11 protein-coding genes are annotated in these 13,389 nt (G+C 67.6%); 8 read left to right on the top strand and 3 right to left on the bottom strand.

Annotated elements, in window-relative coordinates; genetic code table 11:
* Positions 1 to 88: 88 nt before the first annotated feature.
* A complete protein-coding gene (locus QRM95_RS08655) occupies positions 89 to 1,336 on the bottom strand; it encodes an FAD-dependent oxidoreductase (RefSeq protein WP_285247381.1) in 1,248 nt (415 codons plus the stop codon).
* On the bottom strand, positions 1,329 to 2,615 hold the full coding sequence (locus QRM95_RS08650; protein ID WP_285247380.1) for an MFS transporter: 1,287 nt from the start codon (positions 2,613 to 2,615) through the stop codon (positions 1,329 to 1,331). Before QRM95_RS08650 ends, QRM95_RS08655 begins: the two co-directional genes overlap by 8 nt.
* Before the next feature lie 48 nt (positions 2,616 to 2,663).
* Between QRM95_RS08650 and QRM95_RS08645 the strand changes: the two genes are divergently transcribed.
* From QRM95_RS08645 to QRM95_RS08610, 8 genes are all read left to right on the top strand, one after another.
* Positions 2,664 to 3,470: an IclR family transcriptional regulator gene (locus tag QRM95_RS08645; protein ID WP_285247379.1), complete on the top strand. Its 807-nt coding sequence runs from the start codon at positions 2,664 to 2,666 to the stop codon at positions 3,468 to 3,470.
* Between the two features lie 120 nt (positions 3,471 to 3,590).
* Positions 3,591 to 4,721, top strand: a complete 1,131-nt coding sequence (locus QRM95_RS08640) for a cupin domain-containing protein (protein WP_285247378.1) — start codon at positions 3,591 to 3,593, stop codon at positions 4,719 to 4,721.
* Complete coding sequence (locus QRM95_RS08635) at positions 4,721 to 5,563, top strand: fumarylacetoacetate hydrolase family protein (protein WP_285247377.1); 843 nt, start codon at positions 4,721 to 4,723, stop codon at positions 5,561 to 5,563. The genes QRM95_RS08640 and QRM95_RS08635 overlap by 1 nt, the downstream gene beginning before the upstream one ends.
* On the top strand, positions 5,563 to 6,315 hold the full coding sequence (locus QRM95_RS08630; protein ID WP_285247376.1) for a maleylpyruvate isomerase family mycothiol-dependent enzyme: 753 nt from the start codon (positions 5,563 to 5,565) through the stop codon (positions 6,313 to 6,315). Before QRM95_RS08635 ends, QRM95_RS08630 begins: the two co-directional genes overlap by 1 nt.
* A gap of 231 nt (positions 6,316 to 6,546) precedes the next feature.
* Positions 6,547 to 8,142, top strand: coding sequence for a PucR family transcriptional regulator (locus QRM95_RS08625; RefSeq protein ID WP_285247375.1), 1,596 nt, complete (start codon positions 6,547 to 6,549; stop codon positions 8,140 to 8,142).
* Entirely contained in the window at positions 8,139 to 9,098 is a 960-nt protein-coding gene (locus QRM95_RS08620; RefSeq protein ID WP_285247374.1) for a glutaminase, read from the top strand. The genes QRM95_RS08625 and QRM95_RS08620 overlap by 4 nt, the downstream gene beginning before the upstream one ends.
* Before the next feature lie 44 nt (positions 9,099 to 9,142).
* Complete coding sequence (locus QRM95_RS08615) at positions 9,143 to 10,660, top strand: amino acid permease (RefSeq protein WP_285247373.1); 1,518 nt, start codon at positions 9,143 to 9,145, stop codon at positions 10,658 to 10,660.
* Between the two features lie 38 nt (positions 10,661 to 10,698).
* Positions 10,699 to 12,438 (top strand): thiamine pyrophosphate-dependent enzyme, encoded by a 1,740-nt coding sequence (locus QRM95_RS08610; RefSeq protein ID WP_285247372.1) that lies wholly within the window; start codon positions 10,699 to 10,701, stop codon positions 12,436 to 12,438.
* A 100-nt stretch (positions 12,439 to 12,538) separates the two neighbouring features.
* On the opposite strand, the gene QRM95_RS08605 is transcribed toward QRM95_RS08610, so the two are convergent.
* Positions 12,539 to 13,318, bottom strand: coding sequence for an SDR family NAD(P)-dependent oxidoreductase (locus tag QRM95_RS08605; protein WP_285247371.1), 780 nt, complete (start codon positions 13,316 to 13,318; stop codon positions 12,539 to 12,541).
* Positions 13,319 to 13,389: the final 71 nt, after the last annotated feature.

The following is a 13,389-nucleotide window of genomic DNA, read 5'->3' as shown; positions in this document are numbered from 1 at the left end:
ACGGAGGATCCGGCTGACCCGGCAAAAAGGCGGGCGTACGACGCCGGGAGCCACCCGTCGTCGTACGCCCGCCTTCATATCGCGCTGCTTAGGCTTCCACGAGCTTGGCCCCGGCCGGCACCTCTGCCGGAACCCCGGGCTCGCCGCGGCCGTACAGCCAGTCGTTGTACTGGAAGTTGTTGTCGCCGCGGCTCTTGAACAGCATGTTCCGAAGCACCCGGGCCACGCCGTCCACGTGCCAGGACTCGCCCCATATCCTGGCGGTGCGCTGCACGCGGGCCGTGCGGGCTGCCCGGGCCTCGTTGAACTCCCGGAACGCAGCTTCCCAGGCACCGGCGTCGATCCCCTCGGGGGTGAAAACCTGGTTCCGGGACACATCCTGGAGCACTGCCGCGTCCTCCAGCGCCTGGCACGCACCCTGGGCCAGGTACTGGAGCATCGGGTGGGCGGCATCGCCGATCAGCGCCATGCGGCCGGACACCCAGTTGTCGATCGGATTGCGGTCGTACATGGGCCAGCGGATGCCGGTGGCCAAGTTCTTCAGGGCCGCCTGCACCGCGGGGACGCAGCCGGCGTAGGCCGCCTCGAGTTCGTCCACGCCGCCGTACTGCTCTTCGCCGCGCTCGAATGATGCCGACTTGAACACGGCAACCGTATTGAGCAGCTGGCCCTTCCGGAGTGGGTACTGGACCAGGTGGCAGTTGGGGCCGAGGTAGACGATGACGTCCTCCAGGTCCGCAGCGGGGGTCTCCTCCGTGATCGGCACGGTTCCCCGGTAGGCCACATAGGCCGAGTTCACGGGACCGTCATTGGCAACCGTGCCGCGCAGGGTGGATTTGAGCCCGTCCGCGGCCAGGATGGCGTCGGCTTCGAACACCTCGCCCTTGGCGGTGTAGGCCCGCGCCCGGTCACCGTCGGTTTCCACCTTCTGCACCAGGACATCGTTCACCAGGGTCACGCCGGCTGCCTGGCAGGCCTCGAGCAGGATTCGGTGCAGGTCGCTGCGGTGGATCACCACGTAGGGCGCCCCGTAGCGCTCCTCAAACTCGCCTCGCAGGGTCTGGCGCGTCAGTTCCTCCCCCGTAACCGCGTCGCGGAACACCAGGTGCTTGGGCTGGACGCCGATTTCCAGGGCTTTCTCCAGCAGTCCCCAGCGCTTGAGTACCCGGGACGCGTTGGGGGCCATCTGCAGCCCGGCTCCCACTTCGCCGAAGGCCGGTGCCACTTCAACCAGCGTGACGTCGGCGCCGTTTTCGCGCAGGGCGAGCGCTCCGGCCAGCCCGGCCATGCCGCCGCCCACCACGAGGACATCGGTGGACTCTTTGACGTTAGACATTGGTAGCTCCTACTGCTGTTGATTTCTTGATTTTGGTGCCGACGGCCGCGATCAGGACCGCCGCCGCGGCTGCTGCTCCGGCGAAGGCCAGGAAGTTGGAATTGACGCCCAGTCCCGCTGCGAGCAGGAGCCCGCCGGCCTGCGGCGCGGCCACGGCGCCAATCCGGCCGACGCCCAGCGCCCAGCCGAGGGCGGTGCCGCGCAGGTGCGCCGGGTAGTGGCTGGCCACTGCGGCGATGATCAGGCACTGGGTGCCGTGCGTTCCCACGCCGGCGAGCACCAGCATGAGGTAGACGACGGCGACCGGCGGTCCGGTCACCAGCACCACCAGGGCGAGGGCGGCCACGCCCGCTGCCGCGATGGCAGTGGGGAGGGGACCGAACCGGGTGCCGGCCCAGGCCGTGAGGACTGACCCGGCCACGGCGCCCAGGTTGAGCGCCAGGGCGAAGGTCAGCGCGGAGCCCAGGTTGTAACCGGCCAGCTGCATGAGGTTGGGCAGCCACGTTCCCAGGCCGTACCAGGCAAACAGCGTCACCAGGGTGGCCACCGCAAACAGCAGGCTGGTGCCAAGGTAGGGCGCCCTCAGCAGGGTCCCGAATCCCGCGGACGCCTTCGCGGTGCTGCCGGCGGCTGTCTTGGGTGCCAGGGTTTCCGGCAGGTAGCGGAGCCCCAGCGGGATCACCACCACCAGGGCCACGACGGCCACCAGGAACATCGCCGGCCAGCCGAAGGCCGGGATCAGCGGAATACCCACGAGCGCGGCGATTGAACCGCCAATGGGGACACCGGACATCATGAGGGTGGCGATGGTGGACCGCCACTTTTCCGGAACGAGCTCGGCCACCAGGGCGTTGGCCGATGGCACCAGGCCGCCCAGGCCAATGCCTGCCAGCAGCCGGAGGCCGCCGAACACCGGGGCGCTCGGGGCAAACGCACAGAGGATGGTGAAGAGGGAGAACACTACGGCGCAGTAGATGATGGTGCGGCGGCGGCCCCAGGTGTCGGCCATCCGTCCGGCAAAAACGGCTCCGATCATCATGCCCACGAAGGCCATGGATCCGATCGTTCCAGCCGTTGCCTTGGTCAGGCCCCAGCCGGTGTCGCTGATGAGCGAGCCTTGGACGGTGCCGTAGACGATCAGGTCGTAGCCGTCGAAAACGACCAGCAGCCAGCACACCAGGACGGCGAGCACGGAACGCCGGGGAAACCCGGAAAGGCCTGCGCCCGGGGCGGGGGCGGCCGTGCGCTGCGGCACTGCAGCGGAAGTTGTGTGATTCATCCCACCACTGTGCTGGCAGTCATACCAGCGCGCCCATAAGATTCTGTCATGCAGAATCTTCCTGCCCGGCGGAAACCCACCTACTCGATCGAGGCGGTGGACAACGCCCTGCAACTCCTCCAGTTGCTGCGGGACGTGGGGAGCCTGCGGCTCAAGGACGCCGCGGCGGAGCTCGGCGTGGCACCCTCCACGGCACACCGGCTGCTGGCCATGCTGGTGTACCGGGGCTTCGCGGTGCAGGACGAAACGCGGCGGTACGTTCCCGGTCCCGCCATGGGGGCCGGACCCGCAGGGTTCAGCTGGACACGGCAGCTGCGCGACATCTCCCGGCCGCACATGGAACTGCTGTGCGCCCGCACCAACGAGACCGTGAACCTCATGATCCGGGTGGGCACCAAGGTCCGTTTCCTGGACACGGTGGAAAGCAGCAACATCCTGCGCGTTGGCGACCGCCAGGGCACGCTGCTCCCGGCACACAAGGCCTCCGGCGGCAAGGCCATCCTGGCCGAAATGGATCCCGCCATGCTCGAGCAGCTGTTCCGCAGCCCGAATGCTGAGCTCGCGGGCGACTACATCCCCGAGGCCGAGTATCCGGCGTTCCTTCGCGAGCTTGAATCCGTGCGCGCCAACGGCTTCGCGGCCAACTTCGAGGGCACGGAGGAAGGCATCAGCGCCTTTGGCATGGCACTGCACAACGGGAAGGGAATGGTGGTGGGTGCGCTGAGCGTAGCCACGCCGGTAGCCAGGTTCCGGCCACTGTTCGACGCCGGGCTGGTGGGCGTCATGATGGAAACCCGGCGCCAGCTGGAGCTGGACATCGCTGCCAACCCGGCGGACGGCGCAGTGGGGAGCTGACCCGGGCGGACACGCCACTCCGAGGAATATTCTGCCAGCCAGAATATGCTGGGGATCACAGCCCGCTTTCCCTAAGGTCGAATCCACGCCGCAGTCAGTCCGCACGCAAGGAGAAGGCCAGTGTCCATCAGCGCTGAAAACCAAACACATGAAACCGTGGCCCAGGAGCACCATGTCCCCGAGCCCACTCCGGAAGAGGCTGCCCAGTTGGAGCAGCTGTATAAGGATTTCGATAAAGGGAACCTGATTCCGTTGTGGACGGAGATCGCGGACCTGATGCCCATGGTTCCGTCCCCGAAGGCCGTTCCGCACGTGTGGCGGTGGGAGGACCTGTACCCGCTGGCCGCCCGCGCCGGGGACCTGGTGCCCGTGGGCCGCGGTGGGGAACGCCGCGCCATCGCGCTGGCCAACCCCGGCCTGGCCGGCACCCCGTACGCCACCCCCACGCTGTGGGCCGCCATCCAGTACCTGGGCGGCCGTGAGACCGCCCCGGAGCACCGCCACTCCCAGAACGCGTTCCGGTTCGTCGTCGAAGGCGAAGGGGTTTGGACCGTGGTGAACGGGGACCCGGTCCGGATGTCCCGCGGCGACTTCCTGCTCACCCCGGGCTGGAACTTCCACGGCCACCACAACGACACCGACCAGCCCATGGCGTGGATTGACGGCCTGGACATCCCATTCGTGCACTACGCGGACGCCGGGTTCTTCGAGTTCGGCACCGAACGCGTCACCGACGAGGCCACCCCGGACATCTCCCGCTCCGAGCGGCTCTGGGCCCACCCAGGGCTGCGCCCCCTCTCGGGGCTCGATGACACCACCAACTCCCCCATCGCCGCGTACCGGTGGAAGTACACCGACGCCGCGCTGCGCGAACAGCTGCTCCTTGAGGACGAAGGCCACCCGGCCACGGTGTCCCAGGGCCACGCCGCCATCCGGTACACCAACCCCACCACCGGCGGGGACGTCATGCCCACCATCCGCGCGGAGTTCCACCGGCTCCGCGCCGACGCCACCACCGAAGCCGTCCGCGAGGTGGGCTCCAGCGTCTGGCAGGTCTTCGAAGGCACCGGCACCGTGACCCTGAACGGCGAAACCAAGCAGCTGGCCAAGGGCGACCTCTTCGTGGTCCCGTCCTGGGCTGCCTGGTCGCTGCAGGCCGAATCTGAGTTTGATCTGTTCCGGTTCAGCGACGCACCGATCTTTGAGCGCCTGAACTTCAACCGCACCTACATCGAAGGACGCACCAAGTAATGAAACTCCTCACCCTCCGCCTGGATAACGGCACAGGCAACGGCAAGAGCACGACGGCGGTCCGCCAGGACGGCGACACCCTCACCGAAATCCCGGGGTTCGCCGACGTCGGGGCCCTGCTGAAGGACCCCAACTGGGAAACCACCGCCAAGGAAGCCAACGGCGCAACCCACGCGTACGACGGCGCCGACCTCGCCGCCGTCGTGCCTTACCCCGGCAAGATCATCTGCGTGGGCCACAACTACCGCAACCACATCAAGGAGATGGGCCGGGAGGTTCCCGAGTACCCCACCCTGTTCGCCAAGTACGCCGAATCCCTGATCGGACCGAACGATGACCTGGCCCTGCCGCAGGAATCGGACACCGTGGACTGGGAAGCAGAACTCGCCGTCGTCATCGGCAAGGCCGGCCGGCGCATCCCCGAAGCCGAAGCCGTGGACCACATCGCCGGGTACGCCGTCCTGAACGACATCTCCATGCGCGACTACCAGTTCCGCACCATCCAGTGGCTGCAGGGCAAGACCTGGGAAAAGTCCACGCCGTTCGGCCCCGCACTGGTCACCAAGGACGAATTCACGCCCGGCCCGCTCATGACCTCCGCCGTGGACGGCGACGTCCAGCAGTCCACCCCCACCTCGGACCTGGTGTTCACCCCCGAATTCTTGGTCGCCTACATCTCCACCATCATCACCCTCAACCCGGGCGACGTGATCGCCACCGGCACCCCCGGCGGTGTGGGCCACGCCCAGGATCCCAAGCGCTACCTGCAGGAGGGCCAGGTCCTGGTCACCACCATCGAGGGCCTGGGCCGGCTGACCAACCGCGTGGTCAAGGAAGCCTGATGGTTGCCCGGCACGACCAGGCCACCGACCCCGTCCTGCTCGACGGGCTGCTGCAGGCCCGGCGCGGCACCGCGTTTTTCGCCCGCAAGCTCAACGAGCTTCCCGACGCGGAACTGGACGCGGACTCGCTGCTGCCGGGATGGACCCGCCGCCACGTTGTAGCCCACGTGGGCTACAACGCCCGGGCCATCGCCCGCCTGGTCGAGTGGGCTGCCACCGGGATGGAAACACCCATGTACCCGTCCGTGGAAGTCCGCAACCACGAGATCGACTTCGGCGCGACGCTGTCCCCAATCGCCCTGCGGAACCTCTTCGACCACTCCGCCGTGCACCTGAACGTCGAATGGCGCGACCTGCCCGCCGACAACTGGCACCACAAGGTCAAAACCGTCCAGGGCAGGACCGTCCCGGCCGAGGAGACCGTGTGGATGCGCACCCGCGAAGTCTGGGTCCACGCCGTGGACCTGGACAACGGGGCCACCTTCAAGGACATCCCCGCCCCCGTCCTGGAACGGCTGCTCACGGACATCAGCGGCGCCTGGCACACCCGCGGCAGCGACGCCGGACTCCTCGTCACCGTGGACGGGACGGACTTGGCCTTCGGGGACACCGCGGCCGCGTCGCCCACCGTGGTCTCCGGTTCACTGGCCGCCATCGCGCAGTGGGCCACCGGCCGCGGCACGGACGGAACCACGGCAAGGCACGACGCCGGATCCGTCACCCCGGTGCCCGCGGCACCGGCCTGGATCTAGACACCCCGGGCACACCCTCACACCGCACCAATGGCGGGCCGGCCGTGCCGGCCCGCCATTGGGCGTTGCCGCACGGGCACGCCGTTTCCCCGGCAGCGCGTCCGCCTCAGACTGGAAACCAAAAACGGGCCAGTTGTCTTGGAACAGATTCCATAATCCTGCCCCCTGCGGCTGGATAGCATGAGGTGACCGGACAAAGCCGTCCGGCGGGATCAACGCAAAAGGACAACCATGGCCGCGGTTACGGTGGATGACATCCTCTCGGATCTTCCCCTTGGCTTCGCCAGCCTCATCCTCCGGCCCGGCCCTTCGGCGCCGGACATCGAACGGTTCCTGATCGTCGACGCCGACGATGAGGCGGTGGACGCCGCCAAAGCCTTCGTCCTGCTCATCGGGGTCCGCGGCCGGTCCGCCCTGCCGGCCCTCCGGCGCCTCCTGGAGGATCCGCCCCCGGTGGTCGCACTGAAAGGCCGCCGGGACGACCTCGCCGAAGCGGAGGAGCTCCTGCGCGCAGCGGGGTCGGGGCTGCTGCTGGTGGATCCTGCTGCAGACTGGGACAGCCTGCTGTCGATTGCCAAGGACCGGATCCAGCCGCGCAGCTACCAGAGCGAAGTCCTGACATTGCTCGAGGAAGACCTGTTTGCGATCGCCCAGACCACGGCACGGCTCACGTCCAGCCACGTGCTCATTGAGGATGCGGCCAACAAAGTCCTTGCCTATTCCACGGTCACCAATGACATCGATGAGCTCCGGAAGGCGTCCATCCTGGCCCGCCGCGGCCCACGGAAGTACGAACTGCTCCTCAAGGACTTGGGCGCCTACCGGGAACTCCACCGCACCCGGCAACCCGTCCGCGTCCCGGCGAGGCCGCAGGACGGGCTGCGGGAGCGGGTTGCCATCGCGCTCTTTGCCGGCGAGCGGATCATGGGATACATCTGGCTGCAGGAGACCGGTGCAGGCTTCGGGCCCGACGTCGAATATGTCCTGACCGGGTCCGCTGCCCGCGTCTCGGCCGAACTGATCCGCTACCGCAACCAGCAGTCGGTCCACATGCGGGAAGACCGGATTGCGCGGATCCTGTCGGGTCCGGCAGAAGCCGCCGCCGGTGCGCACAGCGGAAAAATCCCGTCCGAAGCTCCTGCCGCGCTCATCCTGATGGGCATGTCCGACGCCGATTCGCGGGCCGACGACGCCGCCCTCAAGCACGGCGAACTGGCCAACCTCGCCTCCATCCACGCGGCCGCGTACAAGGCTTCCGCCGTCGTGGGCCAGTTCAACGGTGACACGGCCATCATCGTCCCGGACCTGCAGTCCAGCACCGCGGAGCCGGGGCTTCGGTCCCTGGCCGAGGCAATCGTCCGGGACGCCCGGAAACACCTCGGCATCACCCCGTTCGCCGCCGTCGGCCCCCTGGTGCCGGACCTGCTGTCCCTCCACACGGTGACCCGTGTAACGGAGGCGCTGCTGGCCTGCGTGGGCACCGCAGAACCCGGCACCGTGGCGGGAGTGGCCGATTTCGAAGCGGAAATCCTGTACCGCGAGGCGGTCCGCAACTTCCAGGCCTCGCCCTTCCGGCACCGCAGCCTGGCCGCCCTCCTGCAGGAGGACGCCGAGCTCGCCGCCACCCTCCGCGCCTACTTCGACGCCGCCTTCGACGTCGCCGAGTGCGCCAGGAGCATGAACCTCCACAAGAACACCGTCTACTACCGGGTGGCCAAGGCCGCCCGGGTGACCGGCATCAACTTCGGCAGTCCCCGGGACTCACTGGTGGCACTGCTCCATCTCCAGGAGTGGGCTGCCTCCAACAACACTTCAGGCAGGAAATGACCACGACACTCAGCGCACCGCCCCTGGACATCCTCCTCGAGGAAATCGTCCGGGAGCACCGGCCCCGGAAGGAAGCCGGTGCCGTACCCGGCAACATCCCAGTCCTGGCCGCCGTTCCCTTCAACCGTTTTGGCATCGCCGTTGCCACCACCTCCGGCAAGGTCTTCAGCTCCGGCGACGCGGACGTCCCGTTCTCCATCCAGAGCATCTCCAAGGTGTTCACCCTGGCCATGGCGCTGCAGGGCGGCCGGTCCGGCATGCTGTGGTCACGGGTGCTGCGCGAACCATCCGGAACAGCTTTCAACTCGCTGGTCCAGCTCGAAGCCGAGCACGGCATCCCGCGCAATCCCTTTATCAACGCCGGCGCCCTGGTGGTCACGGACCACCTGATGGAAGAGACGTCCGACGCCGTCGGGCACCTCCTGCAGTTCCTCACCCGGCAGGCGGGTACCGGAGGACAACCAGGCCGGGAGGGGGGTCCGGCACCGTACATTGACGAGGCCGCTGCTGCCGGTGAACTGGCCGGCAGCAGCCGCAACCTGGCCCTGGCCCACTTCCTGAAGGACTTCGGCAACCTCACCCAGCCGGCCGCGGCAGTGGTGGAGAACTACGTCCGCCAGTGCTCCATCATGATGACCTGCGTCCAGCTGGCCAAGGCGGGCCTGTTCCTTGCCAACGACGGCCAGGGAGCCCCGGGGGCCGTGTTGTCCCCGAGCGAGGCCAAGCGGATCGGTTCCATCATGCTGACCTGCGGCATGTATGACGCCGCCGGCGAGTTCGCGTACCGCGTGGGCCTGCCCGGCAAAAGCGGAGTGGGCGGCGGCATCCTGGTCATCGTCCCGGGCCAGTGCGCCATCTGCGTCTGGAGCCCCCGCTTGGACGCCAAAGGCAATTCCCTCGCGGGCACGGCGGCCCTGGCCGACCTCTCCGACCGCACCGGCTGGTCAGTCTTCTAAGTTCCCCAACCAACAAGATCTTTTCCGGATCGAAAGGAATCCCCATGCCCAACAACCCCAATGACGAGGTTGAGCCGGACCATTTGATTGATGGTGGTCACGCGCATGCGTCTGAGACTTCCCTGCACGCGGAGGACAAGGGTTACCACAAGAACCTCAAGCCGCGGCAGATCCAGATGATCGCGATCGGCGGTGCGATCGGTACCGGCCTGTTCCTGGGTGCCGGCGGCCGCCTGAACGCCGCGGGCCCGTCCCTGGTCATCGCGTACGCGGTCTGCGGGTTCTTCGCGTTCCTGATCCTCCGCGCCCTGGGCGAACTGGTCCTGCACCGCCCCTCCTCAGGCTCCTTCGTCTCCTACGCCCGCGAATTCTTCGGCGAGAAAGCCGCGTTCGTCTCCGGCTGGTTCTACTGGATCAACTGGGCCACCACCACCATCGTGGACATCACCGCCGCCGCCCTCTACATGCACTTCTTCGGCAACTACATCCCCTGGATGGCCGAGGTCCCGCAGTGGGCCTGGGCCCTGACCGCCCTCGTCGTCGTCCTCGCCCTGAACCTCGTCTCCGTGAAAGTCTTCGGCGAAATGGAATTCTGGTTCGCCCTGATCAAAGTCGCCGCCCTCGTCGCCTTCCTGATCATCGGCACCTACTTCGTCATCTTCGGCACCCCCGTAACCGGCCAGCAAGTCGGCATCAGCCTCCTCTCCGACCACGGCGGGATCTTCCCCACCGGCCTGCTCCCCATGATCATCCTCATGCAAGGCGTCCTCTTCGCCTACGCCTCCATCGAACTCGTCGGCACCGCCGCCGGCGAAACCGAAAACCCCGAAAAAATCATGCCCAAAGCCATCAACTCCGTGGTCTTCCGCATCGCCGTGTTCTACGTCGGCTCCGTCATCCTCCTCGCCCTCCTGCTCCCCTACACCACCTACCAAAAAGGCGTCAGCCCCTTCGTGACGTTCTTCGGCTCCATCGGCGTCCAAGGCGTAGACGTCATCATGAACCTCGTCGTCCTCACCGCCGCCCTGTCCTCCCTGAACGCCGGGCTCTACTCCACCGGCCGGATCCTGCGCTCCATGTCCGTCAACGGCTCCGCCCCCCGCTTCGCCTCCCGCATGAACAAAGCAGGCGTCCCCTACGGCGGCATCGCCATCACCGCCACCGTCTCCCTCCTCGGCGTCCCCCTGAACTACCTCGTCCCCGCCGACGCCTTCGAAATCGTCCTCAACATCGCCTCCGTCGGCATCATCATGACCTGGGCCACCATTGTCCTGTGCCAAATCCAACTCAAACGCTGGGCCGACAAAGGCTGGGTCCAACGCCCCACCTTCCGCATGTTCGGCGCCCCCTACACCGGCTACCTCTCCCTCCTGTTCCTCATCGGCGTCCTCGTCATGGTCTTCATCGACTCACCCCTGACCATGCTCGTCACCGCCATCGCCTCCATCCTCATGACCGCCGGCTGGTACGCCTGCCGCACCCGCATCCGCCACATCGCCGAAACCCGCGACGGCTACACCGGCACCTCCCCCGTCATCGCCAACCGGACACCCATCACCTGACCCGGACCTTCCGCCACCCTTCGAACCAAAGAAAGAACATGACTCCAGAGCCGCAGCCCTCCCTGACCGCATCCCGTTCCCAGCCCGCCGCCGTCGTCGATGACCCGCAGGACCTCCGCCCAAACGTGCCGGAGAACGCGCAGCCAACCCTGAAGTCCGCCGGGCATGTCATTGTCGATTCCCTGGTGGCGCATGGCGTGGAGCGCACCTACGTTGTTCCCGGCGAGAGCTTCCTTGACGTGCTGGACGGCCTGCACGGGTCCGCCATCGAAACCATCGTCTGCCGCCATGAGGGCGGCGCCGCCTACATGGCCGAGGCCGACGGCAAGATGAACCAGCGTCCCGGGGTGGCGATGGTGACCCGCGGGCCGGGCGCCGCCAACGCCCATGTGGGACTGCACACCGCCTGGCAGGACTCCACCCCCATGCTGCTCTTCGTAGGGCTCATCCCGTTTGCGCACCGGGACCGCGAGGCGTTCCAGGAGTTCGATATCAAGTCCTGGTTCGATACCGGAGCCAAGCGGGTCATGGTCCTTGACCACCCGGAGCGGGCCTCCGAAATCGTGGCCGAAGCGATGTTCGCGGCCATGAGCGGACGGCCCGGCCCCGTGGTGGTCGGGCTGCCGGAGGACGTGATCCGCCGGCAGGTCAGCCCGTCCCTGCATCCGGCGATTCCCGTGGCAGCCGGCGGTATGGGCAACACGGATTCCGCAGCCCTTGAAGCCGCCCTGGCCAGGTCCAGCAAGCCGCTGTTCGTCACCGGCGGCAACGACTGGACCCAGGAGGCCGCCCTCCAGCTCACCGGGTGGCTGGAACGGCACCACATCCCGGCCGCCGCCGAGTGGCGGACCCAAGGAACGGTTCCCTTCGATTCGCCGTCCTACGTCGGACCCATCGGGTACGGCCGCCCCCGGCCTACCTACGACCTGTTGGAGGAAACCGACCTGCTGGTCTTTGTGGGCACGGTCCCAGGCGATGTCATTACGGATGGCTTCGTCTGCCGGCAGGACTGGACCAAGGAGAACTTCCTGGTCACGGTGGACCCGTCGCTGCGCGGACGGTCCGGCCCGGTTTCCCGGCAAATCCTGGCCAAGCCGGAGGCGTTCGTCCGCGACCTCCAGGGCGTCACGCTGCCGGTCAAGGACGAGTGGCGTGCCTGGACGGCCCGGATGCGGGCGGAACAGGAACGCTTCGCCGCGCTGCCGCCCGCTGCCCCGGGGGCCGGACAGGCCAGGATGGACACCCTGATGGCCAACCTGGTGCCCCGGCTTGCGGAGGACGCCGTGGTGACCTTCGGGGCCGGCGAACACACCAACTGGGCGCACCGGTACTTCCCCACCCGCCGCTATGCGTCCATGCTCAGTGCCCGTAACGGCTCCATGGGGTACTCCATCCCGTCCGCCATTGCCGCATCGCTGGCCGAGCCGCACCGCCGCGTCGTGACCATCGCTGGGGACGGCGAATTCCTCATGAACGGCCAGGAATTGGCAACCGCCGCCCAGTATGGCGCCACACCCCTGGTGGTGGTCATGGACAACCAGGAGTACGGCACCATCCGCACGCACCAGGAACGGCATTACCCGCAGCGGGTCTCCGGCACCCAACTCAAGAACCCGGACTTCGGGTTGATGGCCACGGCGTTCGGTGGCTTTGGCATCACGGTCACGGATGACCGCGACGTGCCGGCGGCCCTGGACGCCGCCCTGGCGGCCATCGACCGGGACCGCACGTTCGCGCTGATCCACCTCGTGGTGGACCAGCGCGTCAAGGCGTACTAGGCAGCACCTCTGGGTGCTGCCCTGGTGGGCGGACGACGACGGGCCGCACCCGGCGTCGTCCGCTTGGCCTTAAGGGGCCTGCCGGCAGCGGTGCTGCCCGCTACAGTGCCGACCAGCCGCCGTCGGAAGCGAGCACGGCGCCGTTGACGTTGGTGCCGTCATCGCTGAGCAGGAAGGTGATGGACGCGGCAAGCTGCGCGGCGGTGGCAGGTGTCGGGATGTTTGCCTGCATCAGCGGACCCAGCCGCCCCGCCGCCAGCTCCGAGCCCCAGTTCGCCTCGATATTGGTGATGGTGGCGCCCGGCGCCACGGTGTTGAAGCGCAGCCCCAACGGGCCGTACATGACGGCCGAGTTCCTGGTGAGGCCCACCACTGCATGCTTGGAGGCCGTGTAGGCCGCACCCGCGGCGGAACCCCGCAGCCCGGCCTCCGAGGAAACATTGACCACGGAGCCGGTGCCCGCCTCCAGCATCAGCGGCACCACCGCACGGGTGAGCCGCATCAGCGCGGTGACGTTTATACGGAAGACCCGCTCCCAGACGTCGTCGTCCACCTCGTGAATGGGGGCGAAATTGTCCATGATGCCGGCAACGTTGGCCAGTGCATCCACCCTGCCGCCGGCAGCCGCCACCACTGCCGCCACAGCCTCTTCGGTGAAGACGTCACCGGCAACGGCAACCAGGTCCAGGCCGGGGTTCCCGGCTACAAGGCCATCCAGCCGTTCCTTGCTGATGTCCGCCGCGATCACGCGGCCGCCCTCCTTGGCGACGCGCAGCGCGGTTGCCAGCCCGATGCCCGAGCCTGCGCCGGTGACAATGACGGTCCTGCCGGCGAACCTGCCCGCGGTTGTGGTTTCCTGCCATTCAGCTTCGTTGCCCATGATGTTCCTTCCAACAGAGATATGGTGCACTGGCGTCCAAGCACTGATGGCCGGCATCGAAAACGATGCCG

This window comes from Pseudarthrobacter sp. efr-133-R2A-89 (assembly GCF_030209315.1).
Taxonomy (GTDB): Bacteria; Actinomycetota; Actinomycetes; order Actinomycetales; family Micrococcaceae; genus Arthrobacter.
This window is presented reverse-complemented; position numbering and strand designations above follow the sequence as displayed.